Annotated in this window: 23 protein-coding genes and 1 other annotated feature; of the genes, 1 reads left to right on the top strand and 22 read right to left on the bottom strand. The window is 41.9% G+C overall.

Going from position 1 to position 20191, the window contains the following annotated elements; genetic code table 11:
• Positions 1-10 precede the first annotated feature (10 nt).
• The 7 genes from queA to safA form a co-directional block, all read right to left on the bottom strand.
• A complete protein-coding gene (gene queA / locus G6554_RS03415) occupies positions 11-1039 on the bottom strand; it encodes a tRNA preQ1(34) S-adenosylmethionine ribosyltransferase-isomerase QueA (RefSeq protein ID WP_166238759.1) in 1029 nt (342 codons plus the stop codon).
• A gap of 30 nt (positions 1040-1069) precedes the next feature.
• Positions 1070-2071: a Holliday junction branch migration DNA helicase RuvB gene (ruvB, locus tag G6554_RS03420; protein WP_166238761.1), complete on the bottom strand. Its 1002-nt coding sequence runs from the start codon at positions 2069-2071 to the stop codon at positions 1070-1072.
• Between the two features lie 10 nt (positions 2072-2081).
• Positions 2082-2693 (bottom strand): Holliday junction branch migration protein RuvA, encoded by a 612-nt coding sequence (gene ruvA, locus G6554_RS03425; RefSeq protein WP_166238763.1) that lies wholly within the window; start codon positions 2691-2693, stop codon positions 2082-2084.
• Positions 2694-2826: 133 nt separating this feature from the next.
• Complete coding sequence (locus tag G6554_RS03430) at positions 2827-3369, bottom strand: intercompartmental signaling factor BofC (protein ID WP_166238765.1); 543 nt, start codon at positions 3367-3369, stop codon at positions 2827-2829.
• A gap of 311 nt (positions 3370-3680) precedes the next feature.
• Positions 3681-4373, bottom strand: a complete 693-nt coding sequence (locus G6554_RS03435; protein WP_166238767.1) for a YhcN/YlaJ family sporulation lipoprotein — start codon at positions 4371-4373, stop codon at positions 3681-3683.
• 77 nt (positions 4374-4450) lie between these two features.
• Positions 4451-5440, bottom strand: coding sequence for an aminoglycoside phosphotransferase family protein (locus G6554_RS03440; protein ID WP_166238769.1), 990 nt, complete (start codon positions 5438-5440; stop codon positions 4451-4453).
• Complete coding sequence (gene safA / locus G6554_RS03445) at positions 5427-7247, bottom strand: SafA/ExsA family spore coat assembly protein (protein ID WP_166238772.1); 1821 nt, start codon at positions 7245-7247, stop codon at positions 5427-5429. The genes G6554_RS03440 and safA overlap by 14 nt, the downstream gene beginning before the upstream one ends.
• 213 nt (positions 7248-7460) lie before the next feature.
• On the opposite strand from safA, the gene G6554_RS03450 reads away from it, so the two are divergent.
• Positions 7461-7997 (top strand): transcription repressor NadR, encoded by a 537-nt coding sequence (locus G6554_RS03450; RefSeq protein WP_166238774.1) that lies wholly within the window; start codon positions 7461-7463, stop codon positions 7995-7997.
• A gap of 23 nt (positions 7998-8020) precedes the next feature.
• Here the strand turns inward: G6554_RS03450 and pheA are convergent, their stop codons facing one another.
• The 15 genes from pheA to G6554_RS03525 form a co-directional block, all read right to left on the bottom strand.
• The gene (pheA, locus tag G6554_RS03455) at positions 8021-8875 is read right to left on the bottom strand and encodes a prephenate dehydratase (protein WP_166238776.1); all 855 of its coding nucleotides are present in this window, start codon (positions 8873-8875) and stop codon (positions 8021-8023) included.
• Positions 8876-9002: 127 nt separating this feature from the next.
• Positions 9003-9452 carry an ACT domain-containing protein gene (locus G6554_RS03460; RefSeq protein WP_166238778.1) on the bottom strand — a complete coding sequence of 150 codons (450 nt, stop codon included), beginning with the start codon at positions 9450-9452 and terminating at the stop codon, positions 9003-9005.
• Between the two features lie 33 nt (positions 9453-9485).
• Positions 9486-10775, bottom strand: a complete 1290-nt coding sequence (gene obgE / locus G6554_RS03465) for a GTPase ObgE (RefSeq protein WP_166238780.1) — start codon at positions 10773-10775, stop codon at positions 9486-9488.
• 27 nt (positions 10776-10802) lie between these two features.
• Positions 10803-11339 (bottom strand): sporulation initiation phosphotransferase B, encoded by a 537-nt coding sequence (locus G6554_RS03470; RefSeq protein ID WP_166238782.1) that lies wholly within the window; start codon positions 11337-11339, stop codon positions 10803-10805.
• Positions 11340-11543: 204 nt separating this feature from the next.
• A complete protein-coding gene (rpmA, locus tag G6554_RS03475; RefSeq protein WP_024027459.1) occupies positions 11544-11837 on the bottom strand; it encodes a 50S ribosomal protein L27 in 294 nt (97 codons plus the stop codon).
• Positions 11838-12182, bottom strand: coding sequence for a ribosomal-processing cysteine protease Prp (locus G6554_RS03480; RefSeq protein ID WP_166238785.1), 345 nt, complete (start codon positions 12180-12182; stop codon positions 11838-11840).
• A 15-nt stretch (positions 12183-12197) separates the two neighbouring features.
• Positions 12198-12506 carry a 50S ribosomal protein L21 gene (gene rplU, locus G6554_RS03485; RefSeq protein WP_166238787.1) on the bottom strand — a complete coding sequence of 103 codons (309 nt, stop codon included), beginning with the start codon at positions 12504-12506 and terminating at the stop codon, positions 12198-12200.
• 13 nt (positions 12507-12519) lie between these two features.
• Positions 12520-12604: a sequence feature (ribosomal protein L21 leader region), on the bottom strand.
• Positions 12605-12640: 36 nt separating this feature from the next.
• Entirely contained in the window at positions 12641-14101 is a 1461-nt protein-coding gene (locus G6554_RS03490) for an Rne/Rng family ribonuclease (RefSeq protein ID WP_166238789.1), read from the bottom strand.
• 107 nt (positions 14102-14208) lie between these two features.
• Positions 14209-15075 (bottom strand): M50 family metallopeptidase, encoded by an 867-nt coding sequence (locus G6554_RS03495; RefSeq protein ID WP_166238791.1) that lies wholly within the window; start codon positions 15073-15075, stop codon positions 14209-14211.
• Positions 15068-15856: a M23 family metallopeptidase gene (locus G6554_RS03500; protein WP_207343019.1), complete on the bottom strand. Its 789-nt coding sequence runs from the start codon at positions 15854-15856 to the stop codon at positions 15068-15070. Before G6554_RS03500 ends, G6554_RS03495 begins: the two co-directional genes overlap by 8 nt.
• Before the next feature lie 106 nt (positions 15857-15962).
• Complete coding sequence (minD, locus tag G6554_RS03505) at positions 15963-16766, bottom strand: septum site-determining protein MinD (protein ID WP_166238793.1); 804 nt, start codon at positions 16764-16766, stop codon at positions 15963-15965.
• A 1-nt stretch (position 16767) separates the two neighbouring features.
• Positions 16768-17448 (bottom strand): septum site-determining protein MinC, encoded by a 681-nt coding sequence (minC, locus tag G6554_RS03510; protein ID WP_166238795.1) that lies wholly within the window; start codon positions 17446-17448, stop codon positions 16768-16770.
• A gap of 185 nt (positions 17449-17633) precedes the next feature.
• The gene (gene mreD / locus G6554_RS03515; RefSeq protein WP_166238797.1) at positions 17634-18152 is read right to left on the bottom strand and encodes a rod shape-determining protein MreD; all 519 of its coding nucleotides are present in this window, start codon (positions 18150-18152) and stop codon (positions 17634-17636) included.
• A complete protein-coding gene (gene mreC / locus G6554_RS03520; protein WP_166238799.1) occupies positions 18152-19030 on the bottom strand; it encodes a rod shape-determining protein MreC in 879 nt (292 codons plus the stop codon). Before mreC ends, mreD begins: the two co-directional genes overlap by 1 nt.
• 45 nt (positions 19031-19075) lie before the next feature.
• Positions 19076-20098, bottom strand: a complete 1023-nt coding sequence (locus G6554_RS03525; protein ID WP_166238801.1) for a rod shape-determining protein — start codon at positions 20096-20098, stop codon at positions 19076-19078.
• Positions 20099-20191: the final 93 nt, after the last annotated feature.

Raw genomic sequence — 20191 nt, forward strand, 5'->3', positions numbered from 1 at the left:
CGACGCTCCTTTAGATGATGAACATCGCATCGCCAAAGCTGAAAAATCGATAGCGCTCCTCCACAGCCGTATTATAGGCATGCAAAATATTTTCTCTACCCGCTAAAGCACTAACAAGCATGATTAAGGTTGATTTAGGCAAATGAAAATTGGTAATCATGCCATCAATTGCCTTAAATTCATACCCCGGATAAATAAAAATACTTGTCCAGCCGCTTCCTTCAGTGAATTGCCCATCATTTTGGGAGGCAATGGTCTCCAAGGTTCTCGTCGAAGTGGTCCCGACAGTAATAATTCTCCCACCAGTACTTCTTACCTCATTAAGTAAGCGGGCTGTTCCATCTGTTACCGTATAAAATTCGGAATGCATATCATGCTCAAGGACATCATCGACACTTACAGGACGGAAAGTACCAAGCCCCACATGGAGTGTAATAAAGGCGATATGAACACCCAGTTCTTTTAATTCCTGAAGCAACCCCTCAGTAAAATGGAGTCCTGCTGTTGGGGCTGCCGCTGAACCTGGTTCGCGGGCGTAGACTGTCTGATACCGATCACGATCATCTAATTGCTCTTTTATGTACGGCGGCAGCGGCATTTCCCCCAATTGGTCAAGTACTTCGTAAAAGATGCCTTCGTAATTGAAATCCAATATTCTACCACCATGGTCCTCTGTCGCGGTGCAAACCGCTGTCAAAAGGCCATCACCAAAAACAAGCTTGGTTCCTTCCTTCACTCGCTTAGCCGGTTTGATAAGTGTTTCCCACTGATCGCCTTCAAGTTGTTTCAATAAAAGGACTTCAATTTTAGCACCGGTATCCTCTTTCACACCAAAAAGGCGTGCGGGTAATACCTTGGTATCATTTAAGACAAGGCAATCCCCTTCACGCAAATACTTGGTAATATCTTTAAATACTTCATGCTTGATCTCGCCTGTTTGTTTATTCAACACCATTAATCGACTGTCTGTCCGATTTTTAAGTGGAACTTGTGCAATTAATTCTTCAGGTAAGTGAAAATCAAATAAATCTACTTTCATATTATGACATCCTAATCTGTTATAAAATGTTTACGGGGCAGGGATCTCCATGCCAAAGTGCTGGTACACAGCCGCTGTAACTATCCTGCCGCGCGGTGTTCTTTGCAGGAAGCCTATTTGCAATAAATACGGTTCATACACATCTTCAATGGTTTCAGATTCTTCGCCAATGGAAGCGGCAATGGTATCTAGGCCAACAGGTCCGCCACGGAATTTTTCGATAATTCCCTTTAAAAGTTTATGGTCAATATGATCAAGTCCAAGTCGGTCGACCTGGAGCAGTTCAAGTGCCTCTCTTGCAAGGGCAAGGTCAATTGTACCATTTCCCCTAACTTGGGCAAAATCTCTCACTCTGCGAAGGAGACGATTGGCAATCCTTGGAGTTCCCCTTGCTCTCCTGGCAATTTCGGCGGCAGACGGTATATCAATTTCCGTTCCGAACAACTCGGCTGTTCTGATGACAATATTTTTTAACTGATCTTCTTTATAATACTCGAGCCGGCTTAAAACTCCAAATCTGTCCCGTAACGGGGCTGATAAGGAGCCTGCCCTCGTTGTTGCGCCGACAAGTGTAAACGGCGGGAGGTCGAGGCGAACGGACCTGGCACTTGGTCCCTTGCCAATCACAATATCAAGGCAAAAGTCCTCCATCGCCGGATAAAGTACCTCTTCAATTGTCCTTTGCAGCCGGTGAATTTCATCGATAAACAACACATCTCCAGGCTCTAAGGCCGTTAGAATCGCTGCTAAATCACCGGGCCTTTCAATGGCTGGACCAGAGGTGGTTCGAATATTCACACCCATTTCATTGGCAATAATAACGGCTAATGTGGTCTTCCCTAGTCCAGGTGGTCCATAAAGGAGTACGTGGTCTAACGTTTCCTTGCGAAGCCTTGCTGCCTGTATAAAAATTTCAAGGTTTTCCTTGACCTGATTTTGGCCAATATATTGCTTTAAGGTTTGAGGTCTGAGACTTTGTTCAATACTAATCTCACTTTCGTTCACTTCACTAGAAATAATCCGCTCATCCATGAATTATCACCTATTTTAAAAGCCGCTGGAGGGCTTTTTTAATGTATTGATCGGTCGAAAGCTGTTCTTTTCTTAGTTCAGGTGAAATCTTTTTAATTTCCTTTTCCGAATAGCCTAGTGCCTTTAATGCAAGCATTGCTTCATCAAAGGCTACATGACTTGCTGCCGTTGATTGCTGAAATGTATCGGCATTAAATAGGTTCGGGAAGTAATCCGGCACAATATCCTGCAATTTTCCTTTTAAGTCAAGAATCATTTGCCGGGCCGTCTTTTTACCCACTCCAGGGAATTTCACCAAGAAGCTTTCATCTTCATTCTCAATCGCTGCGACCACTTGCTGAACCTCTCCGGAAGCTAGGATAGCGAGTGCTCCTTTTGGCCCAATCCCAGAAACATTTAATAGTTTTGTAAACAGCCTCTTCTCTTCTCTTGTTTCAAAGCCGTAAAGAGCCAAAATGTCTTCGCGAACGTAGTGATAGGTAAACACCGTTACCAGTGTTTCCATTTTACCGGTATAAATAAACGGATTCGGCGTGGCAATTTGATAGCCAATCCCGTTATTTTCAATAACAATATACTCCGGACCTACAAACTCTACAGTTCCTTTTATAAATTCATACAATCTATTTCTCTCCCCAAAGTTTCACTAAATTCCATTCTACCATACAAATTTAAGGGAGTTGAAGAATTCGCCTATTGATTTTAGCAAAAAAAACAGGCTGATGTATTGAAATCAGTCCGTTTAGGTTATTCTTCTATTCTTTTTTTACGGAATAGGGCTTAAATGTTTCTAAAACTTGAACGTACTGGTCCTTTGACTTTATCGGGATACCTTTAATCAGTTCTTCCTGCTTTTTGCTTTCAAGCTTCAAAATATCTATTTGAAAAAAAGATTGAATGATTCGGGATTGACCAGGTCTTCCATTAAAAATGGTCAGTATCCCGTCCTCCGTCACACCAAAAAATCCATTTGCTTTCAGCAATGGTGATATATCATCTACTTGTTGTCGAAAAACAAAGGTCGATTCATCAATATCTGTAAGCTGCCACTGGTCATATTTTGCCCAAAAATTCTCCATTGACCAACTTGTCTCGTGAATGACTTCCTGACTAATTTCACCATCAAGATAGACTCTTTCTAAAATGACCGTCATTGTAAGTGGCTGTGCTCGATGATTATCCTGTTGTGCAGCAGCGCCGTACATCAACATTCGGGGGGCACTGCCGATAAACATGAAGAGAATAACAGCAGTTACGGCTAGTAAAAACCGGTTCATCGCTATCCAGCTGGCCCTCATGTTACTCACCTCTTATTGTTAAAAATTGAACAATCTTTACAATCCTAGTTTAGCCTTATTTTGCCTTTTTATCCGATAGGAAATAAGAAAAGCGAAAGCGCCCTGGTCAGCGGCGTATGACCTGGAGTGCTCCAACTGAGATAAAGGAAACACGAAGAGCCGGAGGCGATTCGATGTTGACTTATCGTAGGGCGGAGAGCGAAGGACACTAGCCGCTAGGGCGCTGAAGCTAGACAATTCTCGAAGCCGAAATTTATACTTTCTTATCTCTTAAGAAAAGCGAAAGCGCCTTGGCACTTCCGCCTTTCTTATTACTTTCCACCTTTGTTTCGCTGAATATCATTTTCAGAATTCCGGTCACGGCCAATGGCGCCTTCATCCGTGAAGACGGTTACTTCTCTTCCTTTTGCATAAGGTTTCACCGCATTCTTTATGGCTCTTTTTGTATCAGCTGCTTTACTGTTATCTTGTAATTTCACCGAAACAATGACTGTATTTCCGTAAGCAACAGATCGTACATCTTGAACATTATCGATCGCCGCTACTTTGTTTCGAATTTTATTAGAAAAATCATCTTGGAAATTCGGATTCGTCGCCACTCCGGTATTTCCCATATTCGTACTCAAATGACCGTGATAATTCATATCACTCGTGCTAAACCGATTGTCACGTTGGAAAAAGTTGCGATCCTTCTTGGCTAACGGGGTCGTGGGATTTTTAGGATTTCCGTTTTCGTCTCTAGTTTGCATTTGCCGACTATTTTCTTCGTTAATGACCTGATCCTCGTCCCCAAGGGTGTGATCCATCATTTCCGTGATTGCACCATCATTATCCCTGATTAACTCGTTACCATTATTAGGGTGGTTTTCATTGGAGTAATATCCGATTGGCCGTGCTAGGTTGTTTTTTTCATTCACTCCTGCACGATTATTATCACTTGCACATCCCGCCGCACCTATCAGAAAGAATGCGGACAGAGGAATCATCCACTGTTTTTTGTTCAAGCGAAAAACCCCCTCGTAACAATCTGAGCATTTAAAACATGCTCATGTATAGCTTGTTAATTTCGAGGGTATTTCATTCATTTCACTTTTTCCTGTAACTGGTCAATAAACTGTTTCCTGGAGTAAAACTGACTGAGGGATAAATCCATTACCTGCCTCAATTTTATCTGATCGGTATACAATTTTTCGCGAATCAATCGGTTCCATTCACGAAAAACATCAGCGGGGTAGGCTAAGGCATATAAAAATGCTTCCTCCTGTAAATAGTTGCGAATCTGCTTTAACCCAGAAAGTTTTCCAAATGACCAGTCAATAAATGGCAAAATTCTATTGGCATATTGTACATAATCAAATGACGGGGGACCGACACTAATTAAATCAAAATCAATTAAATGTAACTTTCCATTTTTATCACATAAAAAATTATGGTGGGCTACATCTCCGTGGAGGATCACTAAAGGCTCTTGTTTAAAAAAGCTGCGGTGCTTTTCCATCCCCGCTAATGACCATTCCCCCCATGATATCATTTCAGAGATAAATGGATCGTTTATAAAATATTTTAGAAAGGGGAGATGATTGGAAAAAATATGGAGCCGCTCTGTCCATTTTTCTACTAGATGACCTCTTGGGATCAATGTGCGATAGCGGGATTCAAATGTTGCCGTAGTTTGGTGAAATTGTTCTAAAAGGTCAATCCCTTCTTGACGGTTTTTCTGTGATTGAAAAGTAAAAGCTGTTCGATGAGGGTAAATGTATTCGATACAACCAAAGTAGGTTCCTTCAAAAAATAGCTGTTCCTTTACAGAAGGAGCTAAAAATCTATACGTTTGTAAAAATCCTTCTTTCCTTAGGGTTGTGGTAAATGCCTCCTGGATCTTTAGTTTGTTATTGGAATGATACCCTTTGAGAATGTAAGTATGTTTGTCAGTCATTAATAAAAAAACAGAATTTCTTAAAAGAGAAAACTCAATGATTTCTTCATAAAACTGCGATTGAAAATAAGAGAAGAGACGATCAAAATAATCATCGTCTCCTTTTTGGTTAACTGACCTATTAATTGCTTTCATCTCGGTACCCTGGCATACCGTAAGGATTATTTCCACCAGGCCCCATTCCATATGGATTCATATATGGGGGCTGAGCAACATTGACAGGCCCCGAATAAGGTGCGCTGTATATTGGCGGTGTAGGTGGGACAAAATTCATCGGCGCAGTATTTGGTGCTGCCGCAGCCGGTTGCATGACACCCATAGAAGGTGCTGGGCCGCAGCCGCAATCACCCATTGCACCAGTTCCTACAGGTAATCCCCCTTGTGCTGGCATGTTTTGCATGTATGGCATTTGACCGTAGGCCGCAGGTGAAACTAGGTCTGATGATTCAAAGCCCATGGGTTGCCCCATTACCGGTCCGCCCATTTGTGGATAACCATATGGCGAGGCGGCGGTGGGTCCCATCCCGTAGGGACTTGCCATCTCAGGGTTCCCGTACATTGTGCCAGGCATTACGGGTGCTGTTTGAGCAAATTCCGCCGGATTTTGACTAGGGAAACCACCTACATTAGTCCCTGCCATTGGGTAACCCGTTGGTCCTGCCCCAGGGTAACCACCTGGCATTTCTCCGTAACCTGTCGGCATTTGGCCTCCGAAACCTTGTGGCATTTCTCCATAACCTGTCGGCATTTGACCTCCGAAACCTTGTGGCATTTCTCCATAACCTGTCGGCATTTGACCTCCGAAACCTTGTGGCATTTCTCCATAGCCTGTTGGCATCTGACCTCCGAAACCTTGTGGCATTTCTCCATAGCCCGTTGGCATCTGGCCGTAGCCTTGCGGCATTTCTCCGTAAGCTGTTGGCATTTGCCCGTAGCCTGCTGGCATTCCCCCAAACCCTGATGGCATTTGTCCATAAGCAGCAGGATCCATCGGCTGTTGGAATGCCGGATTTTGAGAGGCTCCCATTGCACCTCCTGGATATGCAGGATTCATAATAGGCATTTGCGGCATAAAAGATGACGATTCATCATGGTAGAATTGGCTCGGCATGCCAGCTACTGTTGGAGCAACGCCTGGAGTACCATGAATCATTCCTTGTGGTGGTGCCATAGCCATTCCTTGGACCTGTGGATACGGCATCATTTGTGGCATCATTTGTGGCATCGGGAAACCTCCCCCACCAAACGGCGGACAGAAACCTGGCCCTGGCATCACCGGTGTTACTGGAACACAGTATTGCTGCGGCATCTCAACAGGTGCTTCCTGTACCGGTGGTGGAACTGGAATTTCCTTTTTCGGAACTTCTTTAATCTCGGGAAGGATATTTGCTGGTTTAGGTGGTAGATTGGGCTGAACAGTCATATTAGTCATGTTGGACATATAATAATTGTTAATATCTATTTCCGGGACTACTTGCAGAGGCATTTTCGGAGTATAGGGTACTTTAGGTGCTTCTTTTATTATTGGCTGTTCTTTGATAATTGGCTGTTCTTTAATAATTGGCTGTTCTTTAATGATTGGTTTTTCTTTGATAATCGGCTGTTCTTTTATGATTGGTTGTTCTTTGATAATCGGTACCTCTTTTTTCGGCATTTCCTTAATCGGTGCTGGAATAGGCTTCTCCTTGGCAAACGGATGCTCAGCTATTGGCATTTCTTTCTTTGCTCCCATATTGATTGTCGTTCCCGATTTTGTTGGTCCCATCGGTGCTTCTTTTTTTATTGTTCCACCTGTTGTTGGGACTTTTATTTTCATACCGGGCATAATCATATCAGGGTTGCTGAGCTGCGCATTCATCTTTTTCAGCTCTTCAAAATTCACGCCGTACTTCTTGGCGATTTTCCAAAGAGTATCCCCTTTCTGTACGATATGGATCTTCACTCTGATTTCCCCTCCTATGGCATAAGTCCATATAGTGTATGTGAACATGGGCAAAGTGCTAACATTCTTCAGAAAAACTTATGCTATCTTTTAAAAAATTATGTTTATCCTGCCGGAAAAACGATTTACGGTAAGCTTCGGAGAAAGTTTTATTTTTACTGCTCCTATGGTAAAATTAGCTATTATGCTTATTATGAGGAGCGTTTTTTATATATGGAACAGAAAAAGATTCTTGGGGAAGATCGGAGAAAGTTTATTTTACATTTATTAAAAGAAAGCATTGTTCCCATTACAGGGGGCGAATTAGCCGAACAAACCAATGTCAGCCGGCAAGTAATTGTTGGGGATATTACGCTGCTTAAGGCAAAAAGTGAACCCATTATCGCCACAAGCCAAGGGTATATGTATCTAAAACAGAATACCAGCATGCCTCTATTTGAACGGACAATTGCCTGCAGGCATACACCAATGGACACAGAAAAGGAATTGAATTTATTAGTAGATCATGGCGTTTTAGTGAAGGATGTCAAAATTGAACACGCTGTTTACGGCGATTTAACGGCATCGATCATGGTGTCAAACCGTCAAGAAGTAAAACAATTTCTCAAGAGACTGCAAACAACAAAAGCATCGTTACTATCTGAACTTACAGGTGGCTATCATCTACATACCCTTTCAGCCTCGACGGAAAAGGCACTAAATAATGCAGAATCCGCACTAAAAGCAGAAGGAATCTTGTTAGAATCTTAAAAGGACCCGGATTGGGTCCTTTTTTAATCCAACTCCACAATTGTCGATGGGTAGCTTCCTAAAACCTTCACCCCGCAGCCTAATGCCTCAAGCTCAGCTATTGCTCCGGGAATTAATACATCGTCAATCTTCATTTCGAGATCAATAATAAAAAAGTAATTACCAATCCCTGTTTTCATTGGCCTTGATTCAATTTTAGAGAGGTTTAATTTCCTCCATGCAAAGGCAGATAGCACCTGATGAAGGGCACCGGCCTGGTCTGACGGCAAAGTAACCATCAGCGTTGTTTTGTAATGCGTGGAGCCGGTAATTGCTTCAAAGTCAAAATTCTGTTCTGATAAAACAAAAAAGCTTGTATGATTATAATCAAAATCATGGATATTTTTTTCCACGATTGCTAACCCATACTCCTTTGCTGCAAGTTCATTGGCAATTGCCGCAGCCCTCATATCAGGACTTTCCATTACCATCTTTGCTGCTGCAGCTGTGGATGTGACACTCTCAATTGGCACACCCGTAAAATGAGTATGTAGAAATTTATGACATTGGGCAATGGCATGTGAATGGCTGTATACTACGCTCACCTCTTCCCATCTTTCCATATTTGCAGGATGCACCATCAAATGTTGCTTAATCGGGAGTGTAATTTCTCCAACAATCGGAATTTGAACAACATGCGTTAAATAGTCTAAGGTAATATTCACTGATCCTTCTAGGGCATTCTCCACAGGAACTACAGCCAAATCGACTTTTTTATCGACAATGGCATCCATACTTTCAGGAATCGTTCGAAAAGGCTTAAGTTCGTATCCTTGAAAGACATTTTTCACAGCGAGTTCAGTAAATGTAGCTTTTGGGCCTAAAAAACCAACTTTCATCGTCTCTCCACTCCTCAATCATTTAAATGAGCAAGCGCATGTTCAGCTTACTTGCCCTTTTTCAAAATTTTGCGTCTTATTTTTCTAAAAAGAAAGCTGAGAGCGGGCCCCAGCAGACAAAAGTCCACTACGCACCAGTTCCCAGCACTTCCACCTTCTCAACAAATTCAAGTTTTCGTAAGTTCGTAAGTAAGTCATCGAGATTTGTTGTGATATTCGATGTGTTTAATGACAATGTCACATTGGCCCTGCCCTGCAGCGGAATCGTTTGGTGAATGGTTAAGACATTACAACCAGACGCTGCTACAACACTCAACAATTTTGACAGTGTTCCGGAATAATCCTCCAAATGAAAGAAGAGCGAAATGATTTTTTCCTTCTGAATTGTTGAAAAAGGAAAAACAGTGTCCCTGTATTTATAGAAGGCACTTCTGCTCAAATCAACCTTTTGAACGGCCTCCGCAATTGATTCTGCCTTGCCGCGTTCTAGCATTTCCTTCGCATCAATCGTTTTTTTCATCGCTTCCGGTAAAACATCTTCACGGATCAAATAGTACTTTTTATCAAAATTATCCATTTCACTCAACCTCGATCTCTTACGAAAAACTCTCTACTCAATAAACTCAAATTCAAACTCTAATAACTTAACGATGTCCCCATCTTTAGCACCGCGTTGTCTTAATGCATCATCAACGCCAAGACCACGAAGCTGACGGGAGAACCGCCGGACAGATTCTTCTCGAGAAAAGTCTGTCATTTTAAACAATCTTTCCAGTTTTTCACCTGAAAGGACATACGAACCATCAGATTCTCTTGTAATCGTAAAGTTTTCAGGATCTGCCTCATGTTTATAAAGAACACGATGAATTCCGGTATCTTCTTCTTCATGATCAAGCGGAAACTCCGGTGTTTCTTCTATTTTATCAGCCACAGCAAACAATAAATCGCGCAACCCTTTACGCGATAAAGCTGAAATAGGGAAAATTGGATAATCATCCTCAAGCTGCTCTTTAAACTTTTGCAAGTTTTCTTCGGCATCCGGCATATCCATTTTATTGGCCACAATGATTTGCGGGCGCTCTGTCAATCGTAAATTATACTCCTTTAATTCGCGATTAATAGTCAGGTAATCCTCATAGGGATCTCTTCCTTCTGTCGCAGCCATATCAATCACATGAACAATCACTCTTGTCCGTTCAATATGACGTAGAAATTGATGACCAAGACCAACACCTTCACTAGCACCCTCAATTAGCCCAGGTAGGTCGGCCATGACAAAGCTTCTGCCGTCTTCTGTTTCCACCATTCCCAGATTCGGAACAATCGTCGTAAAATGATATTCAGCGATTTTTGGCTTTGCAGATGAAACAACAGATAATAAGGTAGATTTCCCAACACTAGGGAAGCCAACCAAACCAACGTCAGCAAGAAGCTTTAATTCAAGAACCACATCACGCTCTTGTCCCGGCTCCCCATTTTCGGCAATTTCCGGTGCCGGATTTGATGGTGTCGCGAATCGAGTGTTCCCACGACCACCACGGCCGCCTTTAGCTATTGTTGCCTGCTGCCCATGTTCCACTAAGTCAGCGATGACCTCTTTCGTTTCCGCATCCATTACAACCGTTCCAGGTGGTACCTTAACAATCATATCCTTAGAGCCTCTGCCATGCTGTCCCTTGGACATACCATGTTCACCGCGATCTGCCTTAAAATGGCGCTTATAGCGGAAATCCATCAATGTTCTTAGACCTTCATTTACTTCAAATACGACACTAGCACCTTTACCACCGTCACCACCGGCCGGGCCACCATTTGGTACATACTTTTCACGGCGAAACGCGACCATCCCATTGCCGCCGTCCCCACCCTTTACATAAATCTTGACCTGATCGACAAACATCTAATTCCTCCAGTCTTGCACATTCATTTATGTCAATGAACTTTTTCCAAAAACCTCTATAGTCAGTTCTTTTTCAGTAAAATCCTTGACCACAACATCAATTGTTGTCTCAGCAAGGAATTTTTCAATTAGTTCTTTTTTTATTATTATCCCGCAAAAATCAAAAAAGAAACGAACACCATCTGATTGCGGCTCAATTGTAATCGATAAATGGTTGTCTTGAAATTGCTCTATTGACTGATTTAAACATAAAAAAAAGGAGTTTGTCCAATTTGTCATGCCTGCGTCATCAATTTTAATCGCTTCTGAATCAAGCAATACTTCATATTCCAGTTTAAAAGAGGGATTTTCCCAATTGGATTTTAATAGTAGTGCGGCAAACAATGGCATGTGTATATTCGAAAGCTTTGTCTCATGCTGCGCATCGATGACAATTTCATCAATAACTGCTTTTGCCCGGTCAATTCGATTTAAATCCAAGTTTCCCTTTATTAGCTGGAGTTTATTTAACCAATCATGTCGTGAGTGCCGCAGCACTTCAACGATATCCCATTCTTTCCCCATACGGACACTCCCACATTAAGTGTTGGACACTGTTTTAAGCTAGTATATCAAAAAAATAAACATGAGTAAGCAATTTTATCTAGTAGAGGCATAAAAGAAGCTTATACGAAGTAGATTTCCTGAAGGGTATATGGGAAGGCTTACTTTCGTTAGCAAAAAGAAAACTCTAACCAAACAGGTTAGAGTTTCCTTTTGATGTCATCCTTAAGCTTCTTGAGCTACTGGATAAACGCTCACTTGTTTACGGTCACGACCTAAACGTTCGAATTTAACAACGCCGTCGATTTTTGCAAAAAGAGTGTCGTCTCCGCCGCGGCCTACGTTTTCACCTGGGTAAATCTTTGTACCGCGTTGACGGTAAAGGATTGAACCACCAGTAACAAATTGACCGTCCGCACGCTTAGCACCAAGGCGCTTTGATATAGAGTCACGTCCGTTTTTTGTAGAACCTACACCTTTTTTAGATGCAAATAATTGAAGATCTAATTTTAATAACATTTATTCCACCTCCTGCTTTTTGAAGGTAATCTTTATGTGCTTTCCGTACTCTTCTTCAATCGTTCGTAATGAAACAACCATGGCTTCAAGGATCAACTGAATCTTCTTATGTGTGTCTTCAGGAAGTTCTTTCGGGACAACACAGCTGAGAAATCCATCTGCCCTATGTTCAAGATCTGGTGTGACACCGGTTAGCTCGTGTACGGCATTAATGGCCCCAACGGAGACAGCAGATACACCTGCACAAACGATATCTTTCCCACGATCAGCGAATAATGCATGGCCACTCATTTCAAAAGACTGAATCGTGCCGGATTCAGTACGAGTAATCGTAATTCCAATCATCTAATCTCCAACACCTTACGCGTTGATTTTTTCGATGATTACTTTTGTGTAAGGTTGACGATGACCTTGTTTCTTACGGTTGTTTTTCTTCGCTTTGTACTTGAAAACAATAATTTTCTTCGCACGGCCTTGTTTTTCAACTTTAGCTGTAACGGTAGCGCCTGCAACAACAGGGCTTCCAACTTTTACAGTTTCACCGCCAACGAAAAGAACCTTGTCAAAAGTAACTGTTTCACCAGCTTCAACATCTAATTTCTCAATGTAGATTGCTTGGCCTTCTTCGACTTTAACTTGTTTCCCGCCAGTTTCGATAATTGCGTACATGAACTGCACCTCCTTATAAACTAAGACTCGCCATCCCCAGGCGTCCCCACGTATCACGCAGAAAACTTACTACCTGTTCTGTGCGGTTGTAGCACGGGTGCGCTACAAACATAACATTAGAATACTAACATAATTTAAAGATAAGTGTCAATAGCTTTTAGGGAGATATCCCGGTCATTGCCAAATTGTTTCAGGATAAAATATGGTTTTGCTGCCGGCTTAATTGAAAAATAAAGCTTTATTTGCAGCAGTTCTTCTAACGCTTGTTTTTGGGCATCATTTTCGCCTAATAGAGCCTCTTTTACCTCTTTAGAAGTCTCAATCAGGATTGCCTCAAATTCCGCGTGACGGTGCTCTAGCAGCTCTCGTTCAAGCCGAAAGGCAATAGTTTCCACGCTTAGGATCCGCCCCGTCCCTTCACAAACAGGACATTTCGTTTGAAGTGCTTCAGACAGTGCTACCTTTGTCCTTTTTCTTGTTATTTGTAGGATTCCAAGTGGCGTAAAACCGATGACCTTTGTTCTTTTTTCATCTTTTGTTAATTCCGTTTCGATAGTACCGAGAATCCGGTCCTTGTCCAACTCACGTTTCATATCAATAAAGTCAATGAGGACTATGCCACCAATATCTCGTAGTTTGAGCTGCCTAATGATTTCTTTCGCGGCAAGCTGATTGGTTTTAAGGACCGTATCTTGGTAATCAAACTTTCCAGAAAACTTCCCTGTATTCACATCGATAATGGTAAGTGCCTCGGTTTCGTCAAAAATAAGATAGGCCCCCTGATCGAGCCAGACGATCCGCTTTAAGGCTTTGTCAATTTCATGCTCAACATTATTTGCGGAGAAAATATTTTCTTTGCCGTTATAGTAGGTGTACTTTACTTGGTTATTGGCCTGCTCAAGCATTTTTTTTACAGCCAGGTCATCAACGATTACTTCGCCAGACTTCATGCTTGTGGCTTGGGCTAAGATCATTTCAATGAAAGTATCTTTTTGAAAAATCAATCCCGGTTTCTTTGCGTTCTTTTGTAAAAGTTTCTGGTATTCTTGCCTTAAGGTTTGCAGTTCTTCTTGGATTTCTTCTTCAGTACTCGTCATGCTGGAAGTACGGAAAATGATGCCTTCTTCTTCGGTTTTAAGGCGGCTGCCAAGGCGGCGAAGGGTGGCCTGTTTAGACTCATCGGCAATTTTTTTCGATACGGCAATATAACGCCCTTTGGGCATGTAAATAAGGTGGTTTCCTTGGATTTCGATAATTCCCGTTACCTTTGGCCCTTTTGTGCCGGTTGCATCCTTGTCGACCTGAACGAGCATTTTTTCACCTTGGTGAACAAAGGATGTTACGCTCTTTTGCTTGTCGGAAGCAAGTATATACGATGGGAGGTTATCTCGGTGCAAATAGGCATTTTTCTCTTCTGCAATATCGATAAACACTGCATTCATCCCCGGGAGTACCTTTGTTACTGTCCCAAAATAAATATTACCGACCAGCGAGCGCTGTTCCGGTCGGTCAAAAGCGATATTTTCGACACGGTTGTCACGGAGATAGGCAAAGCGCTTCTCCCGCGCCGTGTAATTGATAATTAATGTTTCCAAAACTGGTGTCCTCACTTTTAAAAAATATTGATTATAAAAACAGAACGAGGCGAAGTAAAAGCGCTCGATAACCGGGCGCTTTTGCTTTTTTTCAATTATACACTTTTTTAATAAGAAAAGAGAAGATCACTGATTTTATCGGTTAGGCGCTTTTCTGTAAAGTAGGCATGCAGGAGCTCGTTTTCATCTAAAGTGCCTTTTTCCTTCCCCTCCGCTTCAACAATAATCGGATGCTTACAGCCGCGTTGGAATTTTTCCAATACGTGAATAAGTAAATCCTGCTCATTAGCCTGGATAGGCTTCAACGCCTGTAACTCGGATTTTTTTCCATAATAGCGCTCTAATAAGAATCTCATAAAGATAAAGCGGCGCTGCTTCCACTCGTGGTACAGCGAGAAAAACAAGAAGGCAATCACGACCCATACATTGAGATTAGAAGGTGCAGCCAGTAAAATCAGGATTGAAAACAAGGTCAACCCGAAAAAGGAAATCAAAAGTGTCAGGCGGTGGGCACTTGGAAAGGAATTTTTTAATGATAGCAGTAAAAATACTAGCTTTCCGCCATCAAGCGGCCAAACTGGAAAAAGGTTAAAGACCAGGATCATGACGTTGTAGTGAAGAAACAGGTTAAATAAGTCCTCTGAAATCACATCCGTTGAAAATAATGCGTATGACGCCGCCACCATCCACACATGCTGAAGCGGCCCAGCGATCACAACAATTGTTTCTTCCTTTAGTGGACGATTGCCGTGTTCATCCATTTCCGCCACCCCGCCAAACGGCAGGAGGGTGATCTTTTTGATTCTCCATGAAAAAAAAGAAGCCGCAACAGCATGCCCCAATTCATGAATAAAAATAATCGCAAGCAGCAGGCAGACTTCGAGGAAATACCCAGTCGCAATCGATAGGGCAATCACCATCCATAACAATGGATGGATAGAAGTGAGTCGAAGTAAACTAATAGCTCTATTCAAAGCGAATCACCTGGATGGGATCGATGAAATTATCATCTTTTTTTATCGCAAAATAATATTTGCCTTTTGTTTTATCCTCTCCCGTTGAAGCAGAAACCGTGCCTACTACCGTTCTTTTATCAATATGGTCATATTTGTTAACTTTTACTTCCTCTAAATTTCCATACCATGTTTGCGAACCATCTGGATGCTGAATAACAACGGTCTTCCCTAATCCATCCTTGATTCCCACGAAGGTTACAAACCCATCATCAATAGACTGGACAGCTGCACCCTTCCCCGTTTCGATCATAATCCCTTGACCATTTTTTTCAAAGTTTTCAAGGATCTTTCCCATCGCTGGAACGGAAAAATTCTGCTCTTTGACTATTGTCTTTTTTCCTGCTTGATCTTCTTCTGTAAACGGAAGCAATGCGAGGGGCTTGCCAAATTTGTCCTCATACCAGTTTGAAACTGTGGCAAATTTAAAGTCCAGATCCATTTGCTTAACAACAAACTCTTTTACCGGCTCAAAGGTTGCCGTTTGATTCCGAAACAAAATCGCTACCACCAAGAACAGGAGGACAGATGCTAATATTTTGAAAAAGAAAACTTCCTTTTTAAACAGTGGATGTCCTTCCTCTCCGCCGCCGTTTCCAGAAGGAGTAGAAGGAGTAAAGCTGTATGTTTCATCATCACCATGCCATACCATTTGGCGGTCAGCAGTTTTGTTCGTTGGAACCTGTTCTTTTTTCCTTTTAGCGATTCGTCGCCGTATTTCCTCCGGTGTAGACCGCGCCATCCCCATCAACCCTTTTCCCACTTTTTTGTACAAGTCTATGTAGAGAAAATGCAGAGTATGACATAAAAAAATAGCCTGTCCGCATGAAAGCGGGCAGGCATATCGATTAGCGCACACCAAAAAACTTTTTAATTTTTGTAAAGACACCTTTATTTGCTTCCTCAAGAGGCTGCAAAGGAATCGATTCTCCGAGAATCCTTCTGGCAATATTACGATAAGCAATCGATGCCCGGCTATTTGGATTTAGTGCAATTGGTTCGCCGTGATTGGAAGCCTTGATGACCTCTTCGTCGTCTGCAACAATACCAATAAGCTCAATCGATAAATGCTGGGTAATTTCATCGATATCGAGCATATCGCCACTCTTCATCATATGATTACGAATCCGGTTGACGACTAATTTAGGCGCTTCCATATTCTTTTGCTTTTCAATCAGACCGATAATACGGTCCGCATCACGAACGGCGGAAACCTCCGGCGTTGTAACAATTATCGCCTTATCCGCTCCGGCCAACGCATTTTGGAAACCTTGTTCAATACCGGCGGGACAATCAATAATGATATAATCATAATCTTGCTTTAATTCAGTAATCAATTCCCGCATCTGCTCGGGCTTGACCGCTGATTTATCAACCGTTTGGGCTGCGGGCAGCAAATATAACAACCCATCAAAACGTTTGTCCTTAACCAATGCTTGATGGATTTTGCATCTTTTTTCTACTACATCGACCAGATCATAAATGATTCTGTTTTCAAGTCCCATTACAACATCCAAGTTTCGAAGACCGATGTCAGTATCCACTAAGCATACTTTTTTACCTTGAAGGGCTAGAGACGTCCCAATATTAGCAGAAGTTGTCGTTTTCCCAACGCCGCCCTTACCAGATGTAATTACTATTGCTTCTCCCACCTTAATGTCCCCCTTCGAATCTGTTTAAATTAGGCCGTAAATGAATTAAAACTTGTAATCTATCAACAAGAATTTGCCGATCCTCATCTATGTACGCGCATTCCATTTCCCGCTTTTCATTGTTTTGAATAGTGTCTGGGGCCCGATTGATAGAATCACTTATCTTCAGCTGAGTTGGCTTCATACTGGAAGCCACAATGACTGCCGCCAGATTGCCAAAGCAGCCAGCATGTGCCACACCTTTTAAGGAACCCATGATAAATATATTTCCACCGGCAACTACCATTCCACCTGGATTGACATCACCGATCAATAGTAAATCACCAGGAGCTTTTAGAACCTGTCCCGAACGAACAATACTAGAAACAGTCATAATCTCATTTTCAGCTTTTAGGCTTTTCGCCTCTTCCTTAGTGATGACCTCTGATTCAATTTCATCGACAACAAAATTCTTTTTTTGACGGATCAAGCTCTTTAGCTCTTCCCGCTGCACTTCGGACAAATATCGATTACCAACATTCACTTTGACAGAGATTAAGTTGCGTTCTTCCTGTGTCCTTGAATTGATCGAAAGCTTTTGTTCAAGTTCCTTTTTTAGTTCCTCGTAGGAACATTTATCATCAAGATGAAGGACAAGACCTTCCTTCGTTCCTTTTATTGTAACATTTTGCCGTTTTTTCATGGAGAAAATTCACCTCATAATTAAAAAAGAAGTCTCTAAACACACAAATTTTCCCGTTCGAAAAGTAAAATTTTGTATGCCCTTATACTCGTTCCGAATTATACCTATAGACATCTTTATTATAATTCGACATGATGCGTCCGTTCTCCTTTTTTTTCAAAAGAATTCTAGAGATTGCCAAAACGTCATTCGGCTCTCAGTGATTCGGCATGCTTTTCAAAAAGCCTTTTAAAGGGATATCCCAAAATGACAATAATGATAGCATTTAGGAGCATGGTCGGATAAAAACGCAAATGAATAAAGGTCATAAAATCGAGGTCTGTCACACCGATTAAATGATTCATTTCGTAAACCCCTACTTCTAATAAGGTGATGCCGAAAAGGGAAACGAGGAAGGCAACAACAATGTTGGTTTGCATGATGTGCATGATTTTGGAAACAAGATAACATATAAATGGATATAGAAAAAGGTAGATCCCAATAATTTCGATATAGACTACATCAAACAATAATCCAAAAACAGCCCCATAAATCAACCCCTGTTTTTTCCCAACATAAATCGTTAGAAATAACAGGCCGGTAAAAAGAAAGTGAGGGGCGATAATGTGATTTTGTCCAAACAAGTCTGCCGGAACAAATTGAATAAAAAGACTTTCAAAAATAAATAAGAATAAAAACAAAAGAGGAAGAAGGAACTTTTTCACTATTCCTCCTCCTTCCCATCAGATGTTTCGGCTGTATTCACCGGTATCATGTTTGTCTTCGTGACAATTACATTTGTAATATCATAAAAATCTGGCCCAGGTTTGACGAGGGCAGTTAGATTCAACCCATATTGATCCTGTTTTACTTCGACCACTTTTCCAATCGGTAATCCTTTTGGAAAAAAGCCGCCTAATCCAGAGGTGATCACGGTTTGGCCCTTTTCAATTTTTGCGCCGGAAGGGATAGCCTTCACCATCAATAACTTTTTCTCTTGATCATAGCCCTCTACAAGTCCGTGGACATCGGTTTCACCCTGGACGATAGCGGAAATCCGATTCTTCGGATCCATTGAGCTTAACAGCTGCACGGTTGAGCTGAATTGGGTCACATTTTTTACTTTTCCAACTAAACCACGTGCAGTGACAACCGCCATATTTTTCTTAACACCTTGCAATTTACCTTTGTCGATTATAATCATTTCATGCCAACGATCAGGGTTTCTACCAATAACAGTAGCTGGAAGTGGTTCAAAATCTCGCAGGGTCTTTTTTTCACCGAGAACGTCACGCAATTCTTTATTTTCCTTTTTTAACTCTTGAACTTGGGCCTCAAGGCTGGCAAGATTTTCAATGCGCGGTTTTAATTCCTTATTCTCTTCATATGTATTGGTTAAGTCCTGGAGATTTTCAAAAAAGCCTGCAACATAGTTGGTAGGCTTCGAAACCAGGGATTGAACCCAGCCGGTGGTATCTTTGATAAATTGTTCCGGCCAAGATAGTTTACTTCTCTCCCTTAAAGAAAACCCAATCAATGCCACGAGAACAATAATGCTGACAAGCAAAATAATCAGTCGTTTATTCAAAAAGAACTGTGGCATGATTATACACCTCTATTTTTCTAAAATCTTTATCATTTACATTTATTATCGTGAATCTTTCGCTTTATTCTTAAATAAATGAATATGATCTAGCGCTTTTCCAGTTCCGATGGCTACACAATCAAGCGGGTTCTCAGCAATCAAGACAGGCATTTTTGTTTCTTCACTAATAACCCGGTCCAAATTGCGAAGAAGCGCGCCTCCACCTGTTAATACAATACCGCGATCCATAATATCGGCAGCAAGTTCCGGCGGAGTTTTTTCTAACGTGTTTTTCACGGCTTCGACAATCGCATATACCGTATCATTTAAGGCGGTGGCAATTTCTTTTGCCGTAATCTCAATCGTTTTTGGCAAGCCTGTTAATAAGTCACGGCCGCGAATTTCCATATTATCGATGCCTTCAGGATTGCCGGCAGAACCGATTTCCATTTTAATGGTTTCCGCCGTACGCTCGCCGATCATTAAATTATAATGTTTACGAATATAAGAAATAATTGAATCATCCATTTCATCCCCGGCAACGCGAATGGATATGCTTGTCACGATACCCCCTAAAGAAATGATGGCAACTTCAGTCGTCCCACCGCCAATATCCACTACCATACTGCCAGTTGGTTCCCAAACAGGGAGGTTGGCGCCAATTGCTGCCGCAAATGGTTCTTCAATCGTATAGGCATCCTTTGCCCCAGCTTGTCTAGTCGCATCAATGACGGCACGCTCCTCAACGGCGGTGATGCCCGAGGGAACACAAACCATGACATAGGGCTTGCCAGAAAAAAGATTATTACTTTTCTGTGCCATTCGTATATGGTGCTTCATCATCGCTGCCGTTATTTCAAAATCAGCAATGACCCCATCCTTCATCGGACGCATTGCGATGACATTCCCCGGTGTTCGTCCAATCATATTTTTCGCATCGTTCCCTACTGCGACAATCCCTTTTGTATCAGTTTGCATTGCCACGACTGATGGCTCCCGTAACACAATTCCTTTTCCTTTTACATATACGAGGGTATTTGCTGTTCCCAAGTCAATCCCAAGATCTCTAGGTCTAATTCCAAACATAATGTTGTATCTCCCTTTCTGATACGAAATGCACTATTCTAATAGGCAGGTAATCACCTTAATTATCATGTCTATTTTCGTACTATTTATATA

It is taken from the genome of Bacillus sp. MM2020_4 (genome assembly GCF_011250555.1).
In the GTDB taxonomy this organism is placed as follows: domain Bacteria; phylum Bacillota; class Bacilli; order Bacillales; family Cytobacillaceae; genus Neobacillus.

Excerpts from the sequence above, each read along its gene's own strand:
- rpmA (WP_024027459.1), bottom strand. The coding sequence starts at position 11,837 with ATGTTATTAAAATTAGATCTTCAATTATTTGCATCTAAAAAAGGTGTA.
- mreC (WP_166238799.1), bottom strand. The coding sequence starts at position 19,030 with ATGCCACAGTTCTTTTTGAATAAACGACTGATTATTTTGCTTGTCAGC.
- G6554_RS03500 (WP_207343019.1), bottom strand. The coding sequence starts at position 15,856 with ATGGCGCGGTCTACACCGGAGGAAATACGGCGACGAATCGCTAAAAGG.
- rplU (WP_166238787.1), bottom strand. The coding sequence starts at position 12,506 with ATGTACGCAATTATCGAAACTGGCGGGAAACAAGTTAAAGTCGAAGAA.
- G6554_RS03430 (WP_166238765.1), bottom strand. The coding sequence starts at position 3,369 with ATGAGGGCCAGCTGGATAGCGATGAACCGGTTTTTACTAGCCGTAACT.
- G6554_RS03460 (WP_166238778.1), bottom strand. The coding sequence starts at position 9,452 with ATGGATAATTTTGATAAAAAGTACTATTTGATCCGTGAAGATGTTTTA.
- G6554_RS03450 (WP_166238774.1), top strand. The coding sequence starts at position 7,461 with ATGGAACAGAAAAAGATTCTTGGGGAAGATCGGAGAAAGTTTATTTTA.
- G6554_RS03470 (WP_166238782.1), bottom strand. The coding sequence starts at position 11,339 with ATGGGGAAAGAATGGGATATCGTTGAAGTGCTGCGGCACTCACGACAT.
- queA (WP_166238759.1), bottom strand. The coding sequence starts at position 1,039 with ATGAAAGTAGATTTATTTGATTTTCACTTACCTGAAGAATTAATTGCA.
- G6554_RS03440 (WP_166238769.1), bottom strand. The coding sequence starts at position 5,440 with ATGAAAGCAATTAATAGGTCAGTTAACCAAAAAGGAGACGATGATTAT.
- G6554_RS03525 (WP_166238801.1), bottom strand. The coding sequence starts at position 20,098 with ATGTTTGGAATTAGACCTAGAGATCTTGGGATTGACTTGGGAACAGCA.
- obgE (WP_166238780.1), bottom strand. The coding sequence starts at position 10,775 with ATGTTTGTCGATCAGGTCAAGATTTATGTAAAGGGTGGGGACGGCGGC.
- ruvB (WP_166238761.1), bottom strand. The coding sequence starts at position 2,071 with ATGGATGAGCGGATTATTTCTAGTGAAGTGAACGAAAGTGAGATTAGT.
- pheA (WP_166238776.1), bottom strand. The coding sequence starts at position 8,875 with ATGAAAGTTGGTTTTTTAGGCCCAAAAGCTACATTTACTGAACTCGCT.
- minC (WP_166238795.1), bottom strand. The coding sequence starts at position 17,448 with ATGAAAAAACGGCAAAATGTTACAATAAAAGGAACGAAGGAAGGTCTT.
- G6554_RS03480 (WP_166238785.1), bottom strand. The coding sequence starts at position 12,182 with ATGATTGGAATTACGATTACTCGTACTGAATCCGGCACGATTCAGTCT.